Genomic DNA, 19724 nt, shown 5'->3' with positions numbered 1-19724 from the left:
GATTGGTGTTGGCGATAGGGCTGCCAACCTTTAAAGCGAGGGCGTACTTATATTTTTGCCGCTGCCTCTCAGTGCGGCTGCCGGGGGCTCCCCGATCGATATTCGGCACTTAAGCCGTTAAATACTTTTGTCTTTAACTTATTTTTTCGCCAGTTCCTGGTTCAACATCCAGAGTTCCCGGCGTTCTTCGCTGCTTAAACCGTGTGTGCGCTCGCGAGCAATCAACTCTTCCTGGCGCAGCTCAAGCATCGAATCAAACATATGGTTGAGTGAGTCGGTGAACGTTTTTTCTGCAATATCCTTATCTGCTATATCGTCCCACATCGACAGTTTTTCAAGGGTTGCGGACTCTTTTGTGCCGCGATAATGCTCTAAAAGTTGTCCGGTGGTCAGACCTGGCTGCGACAAACAAGTGTTGACCAATTCTGAAAATAAGCCAAGTCCGGGCAATTTTTCGTGGTTCAAACCCGCCAGCGACGGCACTTGCGGAGCAAGTTCGGGGTTTTGCACCAGTAACCCTATCAGTATACGCATGGTTGTGCGTTTTAGCTGTGGCGCAGGGCGAACCGCCCCGGTTTCAGCCAGTTTTGGCATTAAACGTTCAAGCTGGCTGTCATCCAGAATGCCGAGCTTATTGCCTAACTCCTGACGCAAATAAATACGCAGCGTTTCGCCAGGTACCTGGCTGATTAACGGCAGTGCCAGCGTGCTCAACTGAGCGCGGCCATCGGGCGTACTCAAATCGACCTGCGGCATCAGGCTGTTAAACAAAAACGTGGAGAGCGGCTGTGCCTGCTCCATCCGCGCTTCAAACGCCGCTTTACCCTCTTTACGCACCAGCGTATCCGGGTCTTCGCCGTCAGGCAGAAACATAAAGCGCAACTGGCGACCGTCGGTCATGTACGGCAGCGCCGTTTCCAGTGCTCGCCAGGCGGCATCGCGTCCGGCACGGTCACCGTCGTAACAGCAGATGACGTTGTTGGTCACCCTGAACAGCAGCTGGATATGGTCGGCAGTTGTCGATGTCCCCAGCGAAGCAACGGCATAGTTGATGTCATACTGTGCCAGTGCGACAACGTCCATATACCCTTCGACGACGAGAAGACGCTGAGGTTCCGCGTTATCCTGTTGCGCTTCATAAAGACCGTAAAGCTGGCGGCCCTTATGGAAAATATCGGTTTCCGGGGAGTTAAGGTATTTCGGCAGGGCATCGCCCAGTACACGACCACCAAAACCAATCACCCGGCCACGCTTGTCGCGAATCGGGAACATCACCCGTTCACGGAAGCGATCGTAGCTTCGTCCCTGGTCGTTGGTGACCAGCATTCCTGCATCAATCAGTGACTTACGATCTTCGCTATTACCGCCAAAACGCTTTAACACGTTGTCCCAACCGGGCGGGGCGTAACCAATAGCGAAACGCGCAATGACATCGTCGCTCAGTCCGCGCTGAGTCAGATACTGACGCGCAGGCTCAGCAGCAGTGTGCTTAAGAGACTGTTGGTAAAACGAGTTCAGGCCGTCCATCAGTTGATACAGCGTCTGGCGTTGATGGCGCTCTATCTGAGTGGGCCCGCTGCCTGCTTCATACGGCACTTCAAGGTTGTGCATCGCCGCCAGTTCTTCGACGGTTTCAACGAACTCGAGCTTGTCGTAATTCATTAAAAAATCGACGGCATTACCGTGAGCGCCACAGCCGAAGCAGTGGTAAAACTGTTTTTCACCGTTTACGGTGAAAGAGGGGGTTTTTTCGTTATGGAACGGACAGCACGCATGGTAGTTCTTGCCCTGCTTTTTGAGCTTTACCCGCGCGTCGATGAGATCGACGATGTCGGTTCTGGCAAGCAGGTCATTGATGAAAACGCGTGGGATTCTTCCGGCCATATGCCCCAAAAAATTAAGCGACTTATAAACGAAAACAAGCCGCGCATTCCTTCCGGAAGCACGGCCTTACGACTACTACTCTGTCTGTCAATTGAGGGCTGTAGCCCTCAACAGATTAGTACAGACGAGTACGGCGTGCGTTTTCGCGAGCCAGTTTCTTCGCGTGACGTTTCACAGCAGAAGCTTTAGCGCGTTTACGTTCGGTCGTTGGTTTTTCATAAAACTCACGACGACGAACTTCCGCCAGAACACCTGCTTTTTCGCATGAACGTTTGAAGCGACGCAGTGCTACGTCGAACGGCTCGTTTTCACGTACTTTAATTACCGGCATGTAACTCTCACCTTTAATAAATTCGGTTTGCCGCTGGCATCAACGCCAGCTTATTTCAAAATGGTGCGGAATTTTACTGCAAATGCTGCTGCTTTGTAAAGCACCGATGCGATTTTGAAAGGGACTTTAATAAGGGTGAGGAGTATACACGAGCCTTCTTCCTGGGGCGAACAAAGTTTTACATCAACCCGCCCAGGCTCTACACTGCGCGGTATTGAAATGAGGTAAAACAAGCCATGCGTGTACTGGGTATAGAAACATCCTGCGATGAAACCGGCATCGCGATTTACGACGACGAAAAAGGGCTGCTCGCCAACCAACTGTATAGTCAGGTGAAACTCCATGCTGATTACGGCGGCGTTGTCCCTGAACTGGCCTCTCGTGACCACGTACGTAAAACGGTTCCTTTGATTCAGGCGGCGTTGAAAGAAGCCGGATTGAGCGCAAAAGATATCGATGCAGTTGCTTATACCGCAGGCCCAGGTCTGGTCGGCGCGCTGCTGGTTGGGGCAACGGTCGGGCGTTCGCTGGCGTTCGCGTGGGATGTTCCGGCGATACCGGTGCACCATATGGAAGGGCATCTGCTGGCGCCAATGCTGGAAGATAACCCACCAGAATTCCCGTTTGTGGCACTGCTGGTTTCTGGCGGCCATACCCAGCTGATTAGCGTGACGGGCATTGGCAAGTACGAACTGCTGGGCGAGTCTATTGACGATGCGGCCGGTGAAGCCTTCGACAAAACCGCCAAACTGCTGGGGCTGGATTATCCGGGCGGCCCGATGCTGTCGAAAATGGCATCTCAGGGTACGGAAGGGCGTTTTGTCTTCCCGCGTCCGATGACCGATCGCCCGGGGCTGGACTTCAGCTTCTCTGGCCTGAAAACTTTCGCGGCCAATACGATTCGCAATAACGAAAACGACGATCAGACTCGTGCGGACATCGCCCGCGCATTTGAAGATGCAGTGGTGGATACGCTGATGATCAAGTGTAAGCGTGCGCTGGATCAGACCGGCTTTAAGCGTCTGGTGATGGCGGGGGGCGTGAGCGCTAACCGTACCCTGCGCGCGAAGCTCGCAGAGATGATGCAAAAACGTCGCGGCGAAGTGTTCTACGCGCGCCCGGAGTTTTGTACCGACAACGGCGCGATGATTGCTTACGCGGGGATGGTGCGTTTGAACGCCGGGGCAACCTCTGACCTGAGCGTGTCCGTGCGTCCGCGCTGGCCGCTGGCGGAGCTGCCAGAGGCGTAAGTTTTTTTGCCCGGTGGCGCTGCGCTTACCGGGCCTACAAAGCCGTAGGCCGGGTCAGGCGAAGCCGCCACCCGGCAATAAACCGCACTACACCCGCAACATTCCTTTCTCTTCCAGAAACGCAATAATTGTTGCTAAACCGTCACCCGCTTTAAGATTGGTAAAGGTCCACGGACGTTCGCCGCGCATCCGGTTGGTGTCACGTTCCATGACCTCCAGCGAGGCGCCAACGTACGGCGCGAGATCGGTTTTATTGATCACCAGGAAATCGGATTTCGTGATCCCTGGCCCGCCTTTGCGCGGGATCTTCTCGCCTTCGGCAACGTCGATCACATAGATGGTCAGATCCGCCAGCTCCGGGCTAAAGGTGGCGCTCAGATTGTCACCGCCGCTTTCGACAAAGATCAGATCAAGGTTGCCGAATTTCTCGCTTAATGCCTCTACGGCCGCGAGATTCATCGACGCATCTTCACGAATGGCAGTATGCGGACACCCGCCGGTTTCCACACCCACGATGCGCTCTGGCTCCAGCGCGCCCGCTTCGGTCAGGATGCGCTGATCCTCTTTGGTGTAGATATCATTGGTGACCACCGCCAGATGATACGTGTCGCGCATTGCCTTGCAGAGCGCTTCCAGCAGTGCGGTTTTGCCCGAACCCACCGGGCCGCCCACGCCAACGCGCAGGGGATGTTTGTAATCAGCCATGTTGCATCCTCAGGAACGGAATAACCGTGAATATTGTGTTTCGTGTCGTGCAGAGGCGATGGCGGAAAGTGGCGTAGCCGCCCCCAGCGCCTCATCACCCCGTAAAAATGCTGCATCCAGCCCATTCGCAAAATGATCACTCAGCCCGATAATCAGCTGTTGTGCGGCCTGTTGCCCGAACGGGACGAGCTTAACGCCCGCCATCACGGCGCTCTCAATCCAGCTATAGCCCAGGCTCAGGGCCAGCTCGCGTGCGCCAATTCCCCAGCGCACGCCCAGCCATGCCATACCGCAGAGCTGGCTTTGTGCAAGTAACGCCAGCCAGTCTGCCGGGCAGTCCGGCTCCCAGCTTTTAATCAACCGCGTAAAGGCCGCGCCGCGATTGCGCTCTTCTTCGCGCAGCTCACGCGTTTCCCGGCAGGCGAGCAGGTACGCCGTCCAGTGTTTGACGGCGGCCAGTTCCTGCTGCTCACAGGCCTGATACAGGCGGATAAACAGCGGCAGGTCGACGCAGAAAAAACTCTGTTCCATCAGCTGAATTTGCCAGCGTTTGAATGCATCGGCACTGGTAATCCATCCGGCCTCAACAGCCCATTCCAGCCCCTGCGACCAGGTAAATGACCCGACCGGCAGGCTACTGCTGGAAAGCTGCATCAGGCGCAGCCATTGGCGGGAGTGCTCCATTAGCTCATCAGCGCCAGCAGGGCCGAAACAATCAGCCCACCGCCGAAGGTTTTACGCAGGCCGTCGTGGCGGCGCAGCAGTAATCCCGCCGCAAAGCTCGCGCACAGCACTGTGGCGCTGGCGAACATAAACCCGCTGGTGAAGAGCCAGAAGTTATGGCCAGCCATTTCCACGCCGTGCGCCCAGCCGTGGAACATTGCCAGTGCTGGTACTGCCAGCAGCAGGCGATTTTCCGTTTTAAACATCATCACGCCGCATACCGCCAGCGAGGCGATAATCAGCATCTCCATCCCGCTAAAGCCGCCGAGCAGGCTGCCTGCAATTGCGCCGGTCAGCATCATCCCGAGGGTGGCAAAAGGCAGCAGTAGCTTGCGCCCGCTCAGTGCCGACAGCACACCTGCGCCTGTCAGCATCAGCAGATGATCAAGCCCGGTCAGCGGATGGAGAAATCCCGCCTGAAAACTGTCGGCGCCGTGGCCTGGATGAGCCAGCGCCGGAAGGGAAAACGCCAGCAGTAACAGAGGTAAATACTTACGCATGATTAATCCTTAATGTGAGTGAGCGTGCGAGTGGCTATGCCCGTGGGCATCGCTGGTGTAAGCGCCTGCTTCCGGTTCAAAGGGGAGGCTGGCATAGGCCACTTCCAGCCCGAACTGACGCAACATATCGTCGAGGACGTGATCGTGGTGATAGCGCAATTCGCCAGGCATGATTTGCAGCGGAACATGGCGGTTGCCCAGGTGATAACAGGCGCGGGCCAGCAGGAACGGATCGGCGCAGCGCACCACTGACACGGATTCTGGCGCGGCGATCACTTCAATCACTTCGCTGCCGTCTTCACTGGCCAGCAGGTCGCCGCCGCGCAGCAGTAAGCCGCGGGGTAGCATCAGTCCGGCTTCGCGACCGTCGTTTAGCGCCACTCGGGCGCGGCTTTTCACCCGCACATCAATCGGCAGCGTGACGCTGGCGGTGACGCGGTGCGCGTGGTCGAGGCGTTGGGTTAAGTAGATCATTGTCGCTCCTCAAAACAGGAAATAGCGTTGTGCCATTGGCAAAACGTCAGCCGGTTCGCTGGTGATCAGTTCGCCGTCAACACGCACTTCATACGTCTGCGCGTCAACAGTGATATTCGGTTGCAGGCCGTTGTGGATCATGTCGGCCTTTTTCACGCTGCGGCAGCCTTTCACCACGGCGGTGGCGCTTTGCAGGTTGAGTTGCCCGGCAAGGTTGCCGGATGCGGCGGCCTGGGAGATAAATGTCAGCCGGGTTGCATGTCTTGCGGCACCCAGAGAGCCAAACATCGGGCGATAGTGCACGGGCTGTGGCGTGGGGATCGAGGCATTGATGTCGCCCATCGGCGCGCAGGCGATCATCCCGCCTTTGACGATGGTGGCCGGTTTTACGCCAAAGAAGGCCGGTGACCAGACCACCAGGTCAGCCAGTTTGCCCGCCTCAATGGAACCCACTTCATGCGCAATACCGTGAGTCAATGCCGGGTTAATGGTGTATTTGGCGATAAAGCGTTTGACGCGAAAGTTATCGTTATCGCCACTTTCTTCCGGCAGGGCACCGCGTTGCACCTTCATGCGGTGAGCCACCTGCCAGGTACGGACAATCACTTCACCCACGCGGCCCATGGCCTGAGAATCGGATGAAGTCAGTGAGAAGGCACCGATATCGTGCAGCACGTCTTCAGCGGCAATGGTTTCCCGGCGAATGCGGGACTCAGCAAACGCCACATCCTCGGCGATATCCGGATCGAGATGGTGGCAGACCATCAGCATGTCGAGATGCTCATCGATGGTGTTGACCGTGTAGGGCAGCGTCGGGTTGGTGGAAGAGGGTAAAATATTCGGGTGCGCGCAGGCGGTGATGATATCCGGCGCGTGTCCACCGCCCGCGCCCTCTGTATGGAAGGTGTGGATGGTGCGTCCGGCAATCGCCGCCAGCGTGTCTTCAACAAACCCGGATTCGTTCAGCGTATCGCTGTGCAGCGCCACCTGAATATCCATCTCGTCGGCTACCGTCAGCGAGCAGTTAATGGCAGCAGGCGTTGCGCCCCAGTCTTCATGAATTTTCAGGCCGATGGCTCCGGCGACGATTTGCTCGCGCAGGGCGTCAGGGTTCGAACCATTTCCCTTACCCAGTAAACCGATATTGACGGGAAGTGTATCGGCGGCCTGCAACATACGGGCGATATACCACGGCCCTGGCGTACAGGTGGTGGCGTTGGTGCCTGCCGCGGGTCCTGTTCCGCCGCCGATCATGGTCGTCACACCGGAGACCAACGCCTCTTCTGCCTGCTGCGGGCAGATCCAGTGAATATGGGTGTCGATTCCACCGGCAGTGACGATCTTCCCTTCGGCGGCGATCACTTCCGTTGCGGCGCCAATCGGGATCGTCACGTCGGGCTGGATATCCGGATTTCCGGCTTTCCCCACGGCAAAGATCCTGCCGTTTTTGACGCCGATATCAGCTTTCACGATCCCCCAGTGATCGACAATCAACGCGTTGGTGAGCACCAGATCCACGCAATCCTGCGAGGTCATTTGCCCCTGACCCATGCCATCGCGGATCACTTTCCCTCCGCCGAATTTGACCTCTTCACCGTAGGTCGTGAGATCGTCTTCTACTTCGATCCACAGTTCGGTATCTGCCAGCCGCACCTTGTCGCCCGTGGTGGGGCCGAACATATCGGCGTAAGCCTGGCGTGAAATCTCAGCCATGTTTCACCTCTCCCATCACGTCGCCGCGAAAACCGAAAATGCGCTGTGCGCCCGCCACCCGTACCAGCGTGACCTCGCGCTTCTGGCCGGGTTCAAAGCGCACCGCAGTGCCAGCCGGGATATTGAGCCGATAGCCTTTCGCGGTTTCACGATCGAATTTCAGCGCCGGGTTTACCTCATAAAAATGGTAATGCGATCCCACCTGGATCGGCCTGTCGCCGTGGTTTTCAACGATCACACTCACTGTTTTACGCCCGACATTAAGGGTGATGCTGCCGGGTTTAACCTGATATTCGCCTGGGATCATCAGTAGCTCCTTACACGATCGGGTTATGAACGGTGACGAGCTTGGATCCGTCCGGGAAGGTGGCCTCCACCTGAATATCGGGGATCATCTCCGGTACACCTTCCATCACCTGCGCGCGCGTCAGGACATGGCGGCCTGCTTCCATCAGTGAGGCCACGGTTTCGCCATCGCGTGCGCCTTCCATAATAAAGGCGCTGATCAGCGCGACGGATTCCGGGTAATTGAGCTTCACCCCGCGTGCAAGGCGGCGTTCGGCAACCAGCGCGGCGGTGAACAACAACAGCTTGTCTTTTTCTCTGGGGGTCAGTTCCATAACGTTTCTCTTATGTCTGCCAGATACGCGGCGAACAGGCGGTTTTGGGGGTTAAAAGCGGGCGAAGCGACTGCCAGATATCGCGCATTACCCGCTGGCAAATCAGGTTGTCATGTGAAAGAAAACGCACCGACAGCAGGCCGTCGGTGAGGGTGGCGCCGGCAAAATTGTCCAGCGGCGCGAGCCGTTTGCGTACCGTTTCAAGATTATTTTCGCTGGCGGGATAAAACAGTAACGTGCCGATCCACGGATGCCCGGCGACGGGCGTCAGGTCGCCATTGCTGAGATGCTGGCGCTCAATCAGGCGTGGCTCGTCGTCGACCCACACCTCAAGGCGGCTCTCAAGCGTGCCGTGGCTAAAAGTTTCGTTGATGACCGGGCGGCCCAGACAGTACAGCTCCCAGGCCAGCAGGGTGCTGGATGCCCGCAGGTGAAAGACGGATCGCAATGTGGCATTCGCGCCGGGGAAGATAATGGTGTCCTGCGGTAGCCACTCCAGCGTTGCATTATCATCAAGGTAAAAGTGCTGGTTCAGGTAAGCCTGTGGGCCGCTACTGCGATAGAACTTACTGGCGCCGGGCATGGTGATAAGCGTGTGGCTTTTGGCGTCCAGCCGCACGACGATATTGAGCGAATCGCCGCCGACAATCCCGCCAGGCGGGTGCAGCAGATAGAGATGGCAGGTTTCACCTTCGGGATAAAATGGCCGCTGAACGGTGAGCGGCCCGACATGATGAGCGGAGTGCAGGAGGGTTTTCTCAGGGGTGTGACAAAATTGCAGCGCAAGCGATGCCTGCCAGCCTTTGTAAGAGTTATCAGTGACCTGAGTTGCTAACATGCTGCATCCATCTGCTCACCATCGGGTTACGTTTCAGTATGCCCTGGCGGAAATGAAGGCTGTCATATGAGTCGCTTATGGATTATTTTTTGCTCTGGAAGATGGGTGGAATTGTTCCGTTCACCATAGCTTCTTCACTACCTGCTTAGCCCGCTGCGGTGAACGTGTTAAGGGGGCTATCGCCGCCCCCTTAACAATCCCGGCTCCCGGCCATGAAAATCGCCGCTTCGCGGTTCCCTCGGCTTTTTCCCCTTCGCTTTCGGGTCGGGCGAGATCCTGCATCCATGCAGGTCACGCCCTCTCCGCGCATCCCTGCGCGTCGCCCCGGCTACGGTGAAACGCCTCGGCGATTTTCTGCCGGACTGGCATCACCTCAACCTGCACTGCGGCCGGAAAGGGGCACGGGTGTTGAGTCCCCGCTAAAATCGGCGAACCGGAGACCGGATGACAAGGTCTGGACGCCATGGATGGCGGCCAGAGGCGAATCGAGACAGGATGTCGAGTTGAGACGACCGCAGGCAGAGGGTCGGAAGGTGAGCGAAGTGCGAAGCACCGATTTTGTTGCGGGGCCGCGGGGATTGAAAAGGGGGCCGCGGTGGCCCCCTTTTCCCGTTCACAGGCTGCAAAAAATCAATTTTCTGCTGCACTTAAGGTGAACGGAATAAACCTCAGAGCTTCATTCCAGAAACTACCGATAATCCTCCGCATCCACATCATACCCGGACGGTTCCCAGCGGATTGCCAGCAGTGAGGCCAGCCCGATAAACGGCGCCAGGGCAATCACCCAGAACACCGCGGTATCCAGAGAGGCGACCAGCAGCGGGAACAGGAAAAGAGACAGCGTTGAACTGCTGCGCATCAGCGTCTGGTTAAGGCCTACGCCTACGCCGCGCAGCGAGGTCGGGTAGCTCAGGGAAGCAAACGTCATGGTATGTGCACCCGGTCCAAAGCCCTGACCAAACAGGAACAGCGCCAGCATCGCAACGGCGGCAATACCTTCTGCTGCGCCCTCAGGGCGGCCAATCAGCGCCAGGCCGAGCAGGGCGACAAGCTGGCAGGCATAACCCGCAAGCGACATCCGCCATGCGCCGAAGCGTGGGACATAGCGCACGGCCAGCAGCCCGCCAACGAATGCAAACAGCAGATTAAGCGCCAGCGAAATCAAAATAGTGGTCAGCATAGACTGCACAAAGAAGCTGGAAATAATCACCGGCAGACCAAAGGCGACCGCGTTATAGGCGAACGAGGAAACCACCGACAGCAGCGTGGCGAGCGTGGTGCGTCGTAAATAGATACCGCGGAACAGGTTCAGATAGTTTGACCATTTCGCCTTGTTGACCACCGGAGCGGGCTGGTCGAGCGCATCCTGCGGAACGTGGGCGTTAATGTTATACGACTGGCGTAAAATAGACGCCGCCTCTTTCAGGTTCCCCTGGTTCGCCGCCCAGACCGGAGACTCGCTCATATAGCGGCTGCGGATTGCGATAATGACCAGCGCCGGTACTGCGCCAAAGCCGAGAATCAAACGCCACAACCAGTCGCTGTGGCTTTCCGGCAGTACGGCGTAGAAAAAGAGCACCAGCAGGTAAGAGATACTGATGGCGGCATACCAGGTCGGACACCACATGGCGACGCTGGAGGCCTTATTCCCAGGCCCTTTCAGTCTGGCGAACTCGCTCAGGAACGCCATCGCCACAGGGAGGTCAATCCCCACGCCTAGACCCATCACAAAGCGTGCGCCTGCCAGTACATATTCGTTTGGCGCCAGCGCACAGGCGATGGCCGCGACCACAAAGAACACCATGTCGGCCATAAAGACGCGATAGCGCCCGATTTTGTCGGTGAGATAACCGCCGAGAAGTGCCCCGACAATGGCACCGAAGGTAATGGCCGACGCCACCATTCCGGTGCCCGCAGGGGTGAGATTGAATTCGCGGGTAATGTCTTTGATACCGAACGCCAGCGCGCCGAGATCGTAGGCATCGAGGAAAATACCGCCCAGCGCGATACCGATGACGATACGGGCATTGGCCCGGCCCTGAGAGCCGTCGTTGACCAGGCGTGAAACGTCTGATGCGTTACGCACCCACTTGATGTCGCCATCAGGGGCGTTTCCTGCCGTGGAAAGGGGAGTTGTTTCTGTGATTTCTGCCATTTTCTTTTTGTGTGGTTGTGTTGTGTCTCTAACAGTTACCACAGGCAGAAGGTGACCTAAATCACATTTGGTTATAAGACATAACCTGAAGGGGACAATGTCGCTGTAGGCCCGTGCAAGTGAAGTGATGCCGGGCAGGACGATTACTCAGGTTCTTTCTTTTTCCGCTTCAGTTTTGTCCAGATTTTTGTTTCCTGACGTCGCCACAGACGCTGAATATTATCGTGATGACGCAACAGGATCAGGCACGAGAGCATCGATACCGGGAAGGTAAATTGCGGCTTGAACCACCAGACATAGAATGGCGCGATCAGTGCGCTGACAATGGCACCCAGCGATGAATAGCCGCTCAGTAAAATCGTCAGCAGCCAGGTACCGGCCATGACGCCGGTTAAATCCCAGCCGATGGGCGCAATAGCACCAAAGGCGGTTGCGACGCCTTTGCCACCTTTAAAGCCGAAGAATACGGGCCAGATATGACCAACACAGGCGGCGATGGCGATAAGGCCAAGCCAAAACGGGGTGATGCCCAGAGCATACGCGCCCCAGACGGGTAGCATTCCTTTCAGTACATCAAAAACCAAAACCGCTACGGCTGCTCCCTTGCCGCCAATTCGTAGTACATTGGTCGCCCCGGGGTTCCCGGAACCACTTACGCGAGGGTCAGGTAACCCGGCGATTCGGCAGACCAGAATGGCGCTGGAGATTGAGCCGCAAAGGTAGGCGAGGAGGATCATTCCAGGCGCGATTGCACTCATAACGCTGTTCCGTTTTGAAAATGTATCTGTATTCTCAACATCTGTGGATAATACGCATAATTCGCCGGAAGTGGTATCCGGTTTAGCCAAAAAGCAGGCAGGTCGTGATGGATATTGTATTTATAGAGCAACTTTCGGTAATCACCACTATTGGTGTTTACGACTGGGAACAGACCATTGAGCAGAAACTGGTGTTCGATATCGAAATGGGCTGGGATAACCGCAAGTCGGCAAAAAGTGATGACGTCAATGACTGCCTCAGCTATGCCGATATCAGTGAAACGGTCATTAGCCACGTTGAAGGGCAACGTTTTGCGCTGGTAGAACGCGTGGCGGAAGAGGTGGCGGAGCTGCTGCTGAACAAATTCAACTCTCCCTGGGTGCGCATCAAACTGAGTAAGCCTGGTGCGGTCGCTCGCGCGACAAATGTTGGCGTTATTATTGAGCGTGGCCATAATCTGAAAGGACGTCATTAACGTCATAATTGCTAAACCTTTTTCTGTTATATCGGTCTTAACGCTGTAACTTTCACGGTTGCCTGATGGGTGAACCGTTTTTTTATATCTTTTTAGGGGTTTATAGATGAGCGATATACACTCGCTGCTGGTGGCGGCAATACTGGGTGTGGTCGAAGGATTGACGGAGTTTTTGCCGGTTTCCAGTACCGGTCACATGATTATCGTTGGCCATCTGCTGGGCTTTGAAGGCGATACCGCCAAGACGTTCGAAGTGGTGATTCAGCTCGGCTCCATTCTGGCCGTGGTCGTGATGTTCTGGCGTCGTCTGTTTGGTTTGATTGGTATTCACTTCGGCCGCCCGCCGGAGCATGAAGGTGTGGGCAAAGGCCGTCTGACGCTTATCCATATCCTCTTGGGTATGGTCCCGGCGGTGATTCTGGGACTGGTATTCCACGACACGATCAAATCGCTCTTCAACCCTATTAATGTGATGTACGCGCTGGTGGTCGGCGGCTTCCTGTTAATTGCAGCAGAAGTGCTGAAGCCGAAAACGCCACGCGCAGAAGGTCTGGACGATATGACCTATCGCCAGGCGTTTATGATCGGTTGCTTCCAGTGTCTGGCGCTGTGGCCGGGCTTTTCCCGTTCTGGAGCGACCATTTCCGGTGGGATGCTGATGGGCGTTAGCCGCTATGCGGCATCGGAGTTTTCGTTCCTGCTGGCGGTACCGATGATGATGGGCGCGACCGTGCTAGACGTCTATAAGAGCTACCACTTCCTGACCGCAGGTGATATTCCGATGTTCGCGGTGGGCTTTATCACGGCCTTTATCGTGGCGCTGATTGCGATCAAAACCTTCCTGCAACTGATTAAGCGTATTTCGTTTATTCCGTTCGCTATCTACCGCTTTATCGTGGCGGCTGCCGTCTACGTGGTCTTCTTCTGACCCGTTGTCCTCAGTCTTTGGGCTGAGGGCAACGTTGTTCCTTCCACGCGGTTACCGCGTCAATCCGGCGCTTTGTCAGCTCTTCACGAATGTCCGGGCCTTTGAATCCGGCGTCGACGACATCTTTTGTCGGCACGGCTCTGGCGACATCCCACGCTTCACGCAGCAAACGCCCCTGCGGGTAATCACAGGCTTCAAACCCGGTGCGCCCGCGCACGTCGGCTTCGCTGGTTAAGGCGATTTGCTCCACGCGCTGCGGTTTGCGCCAGGCGTCGATGTTATCGAACAGCTTCACGATGGTGGCCGGTTTCAGGATCGGGAAGGTGTGGATCAGGTCATGGAACTCTGCCACCAGTTTTGCCAGGTCACGGATATCGTTAGGCACGCGCAGGCGCTGGCAAATTCCTTCAACCAGCTTCACGCCTGCCGGACCGTGCCCGTGGTGGCGCGGCCAGAACTCTTTTGGCGTTAACCCCTTACCCAGATCGTGGCACAGTGTGGAAAAACGCACGTCCACTTCCGGGCTCAGCATCGCAGCCATACTCAGCGTCATCAGCGTGTGAACGCCGGTGTCAATTTCCGGATGCCATTTTGCCGGAGCCGGGACGCCAAACAGATTATCCACTTCCGGGAAGAGCACTTTCAGCGCGCCGCAATCACGCAGCACCTGGAAAAAGACCTGCGGGTTGCGGGTCGTCAGGGCGTTTTCCGTCTCTTTCCAGACGCGCTCTGGCGTGAGGTGTTCAAGTTCACCCGCATCCGTCATGGCGGTCATCAGCGCCATCGTCTCATCTGCGATACGGAAGCTGAGATGAGCGTAACGGGCAGCAAAACGCGCCACGCGCAGCACGCGCAGCGGATCTTCGGAAAAGGCAGGGGAGACGTGGCGCAGAATGCGGTTACGCAGATCGTCCTGGCCGCCGTAGGCGTCAATGATGTTGCCCTGGTCGTCCTGCGCCAGGGCATTAATCGTGAGATCGCGGCGCAGTAAATCTTGCTCCAGGGTCACATCCGGCGCGGCATAGCAGGTAAAGCCGGTATAACCAGAACCCGATTTTCGTTCCGTGCGCGCCAGGGCGTACTCTTCGCGGCTTTGTGGATGCAGAAAAACAGGAAAATCGCGGCCTACCTGCTGGTAGCCCGCGCTGAGCATCTCTTCTGGCGTGGCGCCGACCACCACCCAGTCTTTATCTTTGACCGGCAGACCTAACAACGCATCACGAACCGCACCACCGACCAGATAACTCTTCACGCCCAACACTCCCGTTTTCTCTTTTCGCAAGATAGTACGTAAGTCTGGCATCGAAGACGAATTAATTCATCCAGCGGTCTTTACGCTTACGGCTAGGGATAAGGAGTGGCAGAACCAGACCCAGCACCAGACCGACGCCCAGTACGCCGCCGCCATACATAAACCACTGCATGATAATGGTGCGTTGTTTGTCATCGAGCTGGAGATTGGCGGCATTGACTTTCTTCTGCGCGACAATCAGCTCGTTTTTCAGCTTCTGGTTTTCGTCCTTCAGACCGCTTATCACGCTGTCGCTCTGCGCCACTTTCTGCTGCATTTCTGCGGTGCGCTGGTTCCAGGTGCCGTCAATATTGTTCAGCTTGTCGGTCAGGGTTTTTACCTGATTTTCCAGATCGGGCACTCGGGTGCGCAGGCTTGGCACATTGCTCAGCTCTTTCAGTGGGATCCAGGAAGTACGACCGGTGCTGTCGCGAACCTGACCATAGTTGGTGTCAGTGTTGGTCTGTAAAAGCGACACTTCCTCGCCGGCATTAACTGTGCCCACGAGGCGATAATTATCCCCAGGGCCGCTGCGTACCCAGGTGTTCAGTTCGTCAGAAACGTAACGTTTCTCTTCAGCGTGTACCGCTGTCGCGGCGCTAAAAGCAAGTAAAGTGAGTCCAATCAGGCGTAATTTAAGCATATCAGTCGTTATTTTCATAAAAAGTGGAACGATAGTAGTGGCATCAGTGTCTCTACGCAAAGGATTCATCATCAATCAGAATCATCTGTGTCCTGTTAACCACTGCTTCAAACTTTTACGCCCGTCAAATTGCTCATTGCGTGGCAATTTGGCGCAAAATACTATGTACTGACAAGAAACTGGCGAGTAAGTTCGCCTTAATTGATTCAGCTGTGACACAACCGTAAGTACAAGGCTATGGCTCAAGAGATCGAATTAAAATTTATAGTAGAAAAAGATAGCGTTGACGCACTCCGTCAGCACCTGCATCAGCTGACCGGCGAGCATCATGAACCGGTTCAACTGCTCAACATCTATTACGAAACGCCGGACAACTGGCTGCGCCGTCATGACATGGGGCTGCGTATTCGTGGTGCCAGCGGGCGCTACGAAATGACGATGAAAATCGCCGGCCGTGTGGTGGGCGGTTTACATCAGCGTCCTGAATATAATATCGACATCAGCAAGCCCGAACTTGAACTGGATCGTTTCCCGGCCGAAGTCTGGCCAGAAGGAGAACTGCCGTCAACACTCGCGCAGCAGGTGCAACCGTTGTTCAGCACCGATTTCTGGCGCGAAAAATGGCTGGTGAACGAAGGTAAAAGTCGTATCGAAATCGCTCTGGATTTGGGTGAGGTCAAAGCGGGTGAATTCCAGGAGCCAATCTGCGAACTGGAGCTTGAGCTACTCGAAGGCGATGCCGACGACGTGCTGAAGCTGGCGCGCAAACTGGTGAATCAGTCCGGTTTACGTCAGGGCAGCCTGAGCAAAGCTGCGCGCGGATACCATCTGGCGGCCGGCAATGCGCCACGCGCACTGAAGCCGACTACTATTTTGCGCGTAGCGCCGAAAGCCTCTGTAGAGCAAGGGCTGGAAGCGTCTCTGGAGCTGGCGCTTTCGCAATGGCAATACCATGAAGAGCTGTGGTCACGCGGTGTTAAAGGGGCAAAAGGTCATGTGCTGGCGGCGATTGGCCTTGTGCGCCATACCTTAGCGCTTTTTGGCGGTATTGTTCCTCGCAAAGCGAGCGCTCACTTACGTGATTTACTGACGCAAACCGAAGCGGTGATGCTCTCGGATGTGTCGGCTCAGACGGCCATCTACAGCCCGCAAACCGCAACAGCCAAACTGGCGCTGACAGAGTTCCTGGTGTCGCACGGCTGGCGCTCGTTCCTGGACGCGAAAGCGCAGGCGAAAATCGCCGAATCGTTCAAACGTTTTGCCGATACCCATCTTTCCCGCCATGCCGCTGAACTGAAAACCACCTTTGCGTACCCGCTGGGCGATCAGTATGGCGATCAGCTTCCTCGTCTGGCGCGCAACATCGACAGCATTTTGCTGCTGGCGGGTGCGTACGATGACGCCAAAGCGCAGGCCTGGCTGGATAACTGGCAGGGGCTGAAGCACGCTATCGAAACCCGGCAACACATAGAAATAGAGCATTTCCGCAACGAGGCCATTTCTCAGGATCCGTTCTGGCTGCACAGCGGAAAACGTTAACTTTGGCAAGGAACCCCCAATAATGCCGCTCTCTTCGCAGTTACAGCAGCAGTGGCAGACCGTTTGCGAACGTCTGCCTGAGTCATTACCGGCGTCATCATTAAGTGAGCAGGCTAAAAGCGTACTCACGTTCAGTGATTTTGTGCAGGAAAGCGTAACCGCTAACCCTGACTGGCTGGCGGAGCTTGAGAGCTCGCCGCCGCAGGCTGACGAGTGGCAGCAGTATGCCGGCTGGCTACAAACCGCGCTCAGTGGCGTGGCAGATGAAGCAACGCTGATGCGCGAGCTGCGTCTGTTCCGCCGTCGGGTGATGGTGCGTATTGCCTGGGCGCAGGCGCTGGAGCTGGTCAGCGAAGAGAGCACGTTGCAACAGCTGAGCGAGCTGGCGCAGACGCTGATTGTGGCGGCAAGAGACTGGCTGTACGACGCCTGCTGTAAAGAGTGGGGCACGCCGTGCAGCGAGGAGGGGGTTCCTCAGCCGTTGCTGATCCTGGGGATGGGCAAGCTCGGCGGTGGAGAGCTGAATTTCTCTTCCGATATCGACCTGATCTTTGCCTGGCCGGAGAAAGGAACGACGCGCGGCGGTCGGCGTGAGCTGGACAACGCGCAATTCTTTACCCGCCTGGGGCAGCGTCTGATTAAAGCGCTGGATCAACCCACTCAGGATGGCTTCGTCTATCGCGTGGATATGCGTTTGCGTCCGTTTGGCGACAGCGGCCCGCTGGTGTTGAGCTTTGCAGCGCTGGAAGATTATTACCAGGAGCAAGGGCGCGACTGGGAACGTTATGCGATGGTCAAAGCGCGGATCATGGGCGATAACGGCGATGTCTACGCCAACGAGCTGCGCGCCATGCTGCGCCCGTTTGTGTTCCGCCGCTATATCGATTTCAGCGTGATCCAGTCTCTGCGTAACATGAAAGGGATGATTGCGCGCGAAGTGCGCCGTCGTGGCCTGAAAGACAACATCAAACTTGGCGCGGGCGGTATTCGTGAAATCGAGTTTATCGTGCAGGTCTTCCAGCTTATTCGCGGCGGGCGTGAGCCTTCACTGCAATCCCGTTCGCTGTTACCGACCCTGACCGCCATTGAGCAGCTTCACCTTCTGCCGGAAGGGGATGCCAGCACGCTTCACAACGCCTATTTGTTCCTGCGCCGTCTGGAAAACCTGCTGCAAAGCATCAACGATGAGCAAACGCAAACCCTGCCGGGCGATGACCTTAATCGCGCGCGTCTGGCCTGGGGAATGCGTGTGGACGACTGGACGGCACTGACCGAAAAGCTGGAATCGCACATGGCGGGCGTACGCCGGATCTTTAACGACCTTATCGGCGATGATGAAAGCGAATCGCAGGACGATACGCTCTCAGAGCACTGGCGCGAACTGTGGCAGGATGCGTTGCAGGAAGACGACACTACGCCTGTACTGGCGCACTTAAGTGACGATGACCGTCACCGCGTGGTAGTGCTGATTGCCGATTTCCGTGGCGAGCTGAACAAGCGCGCAATCGGCCCGCGTGGCCGCCAGGTGCTGGATCATCTGATGCCGCATCTGCTGAGCGAGGTCTGCTCTCGTGCGGATGCCCCTGTACCATTGTCGCGTATGATGCCGCTGCTGAGCGGGATCATCACGCGAACAACCTACCTTGAGCTGCTGAGCGAGTTCCCTGGCGCGCTGAAACACCTGATTACGCTGTGTGCCGCATCGCCGATGGTCGCCAATAAGCTTGCACGCTACCCGTTGCTGCTTGACGAGTTGCTCGACCCGAACACGCTTTATCAGCCGACGGCAACCGATGCTTACCGGGATGAACTGCGTCAGTATTTGCTGCGCGTGCCGGAAGAGGATGAAGAGCAACAGCTGGAGGCACTGCGTCAGTTTAAACAGGCGCAGATGCTGCGTGTGGCCGCGGCTGATATCGCCGGAACGCTGCCGGTAATGAAAGTGAGCGATCACTTAACCTGGCTTGCCGAAGCCATCATCGATGCGGTGGTACAACAGGCGTGGATGCAAATGGTGGCGCGTTACGGGCAACCGAAACATCTGGCCGACCGTGAGGGCCGCGGTTTTGCCGTGGTGGGTTACGGGAAGCTTGGCGGCTGGGAGTTGGGCTATAGCTCTGACCTTGATTTGATCTTCCTGCATGACTGTCCGGTGGATGTGATGACCGACGGCGAACGCGAAATCGACGGGCGTCAGTTCTATCTGCGTCTGGCGCAGCGCATTATGCACCTGTTCAGTACCCGCACCTCGTCAGGCATTTTGTATGAAGTGGACGCGCGTCTGCGCCCATCGGGTGCTGCGGGGATGCTGGTAACTTCCACGGAGTCGTTCGCCGATTATCAGCAAAACGAAGCCTGGACGTGGGAGCATCAGGCGCTGGTGCGCGCGCGCGTCGTCTATGGCGATCCGCAGCTTAAAACCCAATTTGATAGCATCCGCCGTGACGTGATGACCAAAACGCGTGACGGCAGCACGCTGCAAACCGAAGTGCGTGAAATGCGTGAAAAAATGCGCGCCCACTTAGGCAATAAACATCGCGATCGCTTTGATATTAAAGCCGATGAAGGCGGTATTACGGATATCGAGTTTATTACGCAGTATCTTGTGCTGCGCCACGCCCACGAGAAGCCGAAGCTTATCCGCTGGTCGGACAATGTGCGCATTCTGGAACTGCTGGCGCAAAACGACATTATGGATGAGCAGGAAGCGCAGGCGTTAACGCGCGCCTACACTACGCTGCGGGATGAGCTGCATCATCTGGCATTACAGGAACAGCCCGGCAATGTGGCGCTGGACTGTTTTACGCAGGAACGCGCGCAGGTCACCGCCAGCTGGCAGAAGTGGCTGGTGGAACCGTGCGTAACAAAACAAGTGTGATATTATCGCGCGCAAATT

At 56.5% G+C, this 19724-nt stretch carries 19 protein-coding genes; 5 read left to right on the top strand and 14 right to left on the bottom strand.

Features of this window, described 5'->3' with window-relative positions; all coding sequences use genetic code 11:
• Positions 1-138: 138 nt before the first annotated feature.
• Both dnaG and rpsU read right to left on the bottom strand, forming a co-directional pair.
• Positions 139-1884, bottom strand: coding sequence for a DNA primase (gene dnaG / locus M987_RS02225; RefSeq protein WP_014071815.1), 1746 nt, complete (start codon positions 1882-1884; stop codon positions 139-141).
• A gap of 115 nt (positions 1885-1999) precedes the next feature.
• Positions 2000-2215: a 30S ribosomal protein S21 gene (gene rpsU / locus M987_RS02220; RefSeq protein ID WP_001144069.1), complete on the bottom strand. Its 216-nt coding sequence runs from the start codon at positions 2213-2215 to the stop codon at positions 2000-2002.
• 236 nt (positions 2216-2451) lie between these two features.
• Between rpsU and tsaD the strand changes: the two genes are divergently transcribed.
• Positions 2452-3465 carry a tRNA (adenosine(37)-N6)-threonylcarbamoyltransferase complex transferase subunit TsaD gene (gene tsaD, locus M987_RS02215; protein WP_014071814.1) on the top strand — a complete coding sequence of 338 codons (1014 nt, stop codon included), beginning with the start codon at positions 2452-2454 and terminating at the stop codon, positions 3463-3465.
• An 87-nt stretch (positions 3466-3552) separates the two neighbouring features.
• Here tsaD and ureG read toward each other — a convergent pair whose 3' ends face one another.
• The 10 genes from ureG to plsY form a co-directional block, all read right to left on the bottom strand.
• Positions 3553-4170, bottom strand: a complete 618-nt coding sequence (gene ureG, locus M987_RS02210) for an urease accessory protein UreG (RefSeq protein WP_014071813.1) — start codon at positions 4168-4170, stop codon at positions 3553-3555.
• Between the two features lie 9 nt (positions 4171-4179).
• Positions 4180-4854, bottom strand: a complete 675-nt coding sequence (locus tag M987_RS02205) for an urease accessory protein UreF (protein ID WP_014071812.1) — start codon at positions 4852-4854, stop codon at positions 4180-4182.
• Positions 4854-5393, bottom strand: a complete 540-nt coding sequence (locus M987_RS02200) for a HupE/UreJ family protein (RefSeq protein WP_014071811.1) — start codon at positions 5391-5393, stop codon at positions 4854-4856. The genes M987_RS02205 and M987_RS02200 overlap by 1 nt, the downstream gene beginning before the upstream one ends.
• A 9-nt stretch (positions 5394-5402) precedes the next feature.
• The gene (ureE, locus tag M987_RS02195; RefSeq protein ID WP_014071810.1) at positions 5403-5867 is read right to left on the bottom strand and encodes an urease accessory protein UreE; all 465 of its coding nucleotides are present in this window, start codon (positions 5865-5867) and stop codon (positions 5403-5405) included.
• A 9-nt stretch (positions 5868-5876) separates the two neighbouring features.
• Positions 5877-7580, bottom strand: a complete 1704-nt coding sequence (gene ureC, locus M987_RS02190; RefSeq protein ID WP_014071809.1) for an urease subunit alpha — start codon at positions 7578-7580, stop codon at positions 5877-5879.
• Positions 7573-7887 (bottom strand): urease subunit beta, encoded by a 315-nt coding sequence (locus tag M987_RS02185; protein WP_014071808.1) that lies wholly within the window; start codon positions 7885-7887, stop codon positions 7573-7575. The genes ureC and M987_RS02185 overlap by 8 nt, the downstream gene beginning before the upstream one ends.
• A gap of 10 nt (positions 7888-7897) precedes the next feature.
• The gene (locus tag M987_RS02180) at positions 7898-8200 is read right to left on the bottom strand and encodes an urease subunit gamma (protein WP_014071807.1); all 303 of its coding nucleotides are present in this window, start codon (positions 8198-8200) and stop codon (positions 7898-7900) included.
• A 10-nt stretch (positions 8201-8210) separates the two neighbouring features.
• Positions 8211-9038 carry an urease accessory protein UreD gene (locus M987_RS02175; RefSeq protein ID WP_014071806.1) on the bottom strand — a complete coding sequence of 276 codons (828 nt, stop codon included), beginning with the start codon at positions 9036-9038 and terminating at the stop codon, positions 8211-8213.
• A 688-nt stretch (positions 9039-9726) separates the two neighbouring features.
• The gene (locus tag M987_RS02170; protein ID WP_014071805.1) at positions 9727-11193 is read right to left on the bottom strand and encodes an MFS transporter; all 1467 of its coding nucleotides are present in this window, start codon (positions 11191-11193) and stop codon (positions 9727-9729) included.
• Positions 11194-11336: 143 nt separating this feature from the next.
• A complete protein-coding gene (gene plsY, locus M987_RS02165) occupies positions 11337-11951 on the bottom strand; it encodes a glycerol-3-phosphate 1-O-acyltransferase PlsY (RefSeq protein WP_014071804.1) in 615 nt (204 codons plus the stop codon).
• Between the two features lie 107 nt (positions 11952-12058).
• Between plsY and folB the strand changes: the two genes are divergently transcribed.
• Together folB and bacA are read left to right on the top strand one after the other, a co-directional pair.
• Positions 12059-12427, top strand: coding sequence for a bifunctional dihydroneopterin aldolase/7,8-dihydroneopterin epimerase (gene folB, locus M987_RS02160; RefSeq protein WP_014071803.1), 369 nt, complete (start codon positions 12059-12061; stop codon positions 12425-12427).
• Between the two features lie 106 nt (positions 12428-12533).
• A complete protein-coding gene (bacA, locus tag M987_RS02155) occupies positions 12534-13355 on the top strand; it encodes an undecaprenyl-diphosphate phosphatase (protein WP_014071802.1) in 822 nt (273 codons plus the stop codon).
• Positions 13356-13365: 10 nt separating this feature from the next.
• On the opposite strand, the gene M987_RS02150 is transcribed toward bacA, so the two are convergent.
• Together M987_RS02150 and M987_RS02145 are read right to left on the bottom strand one after the other, a co-directional pair.
• On the bottom strand, positions 13366-14607 hold the full coding sequence (locus M987_RS02150; RefSeq protein WP_014071801.1) for a multifunctional CCA addition/repair protein: 1242 nt from the start codon (positions 14605-14607) through the stop codon (positions 13366-13368).
• A gap of 61 nt (positions 14608-14668) precedes the next feature.
• A complete protein-coding gene (locus M987_RS02145; protein ID WP_014071800.1) occupies positions 14669-15289 on the bottom strand; it encodes a TIGR04211 family SH3 domain-containing protein in 621 nt (206 codons plus the stop codon).
• A 237-nt stretch (positions 15290-15526) separates the two neighbouring features.
• On the opposite strand from M987_RS02145, the gene M987_RS02140 reads away from it, so the two are divergent.
• Positions 15527-16828 (top strand): CYTH domain-containing protein, encoded by a 1302-nt coding sequence (locus tag M987_RS02140; RefSeq protein WP_014071799.1) that lies wholly within the window; start codon positions 15527-15529, stop codon positions 16826-16828.
• A gap of 19 nt (positions 16829-16847) precedes the next feature.
• On the top strand, positions 16848-19706 hold the full coding sequence (glnE, locus tag M987_RS02135; protein ID WP_483459050.1) for a bifunctional [glutamate--ammonia ligase]-adenylyl-L-tyrosine phosphorylase/[glutamate--ammonia-ligase] adenylyltransferase: 2859 nt from the start codon (positions 16848-16850) through the stop codon (positions 19704-19706).
• The last annotated feature ends 18 nt before the right edge of the window (positions 19707-19724 follow it).

The sequence above is a fragment of the Enterobacter soli ATCC BAA-2102 genome (assembly GCF_001654845.1).
GTDB classification, from domain to species: domain Bacteria; phylum Pseudomonadota; class Gammaproteobacteria; order Enterobacterales; family Enterobacteriaceae; genus Enterobacter; species Enterobacter soli.
Note: the sequence above shows the minus strand (reverse complement) of the source record. Positions and strands in the feature narration are given on the sequence as shown.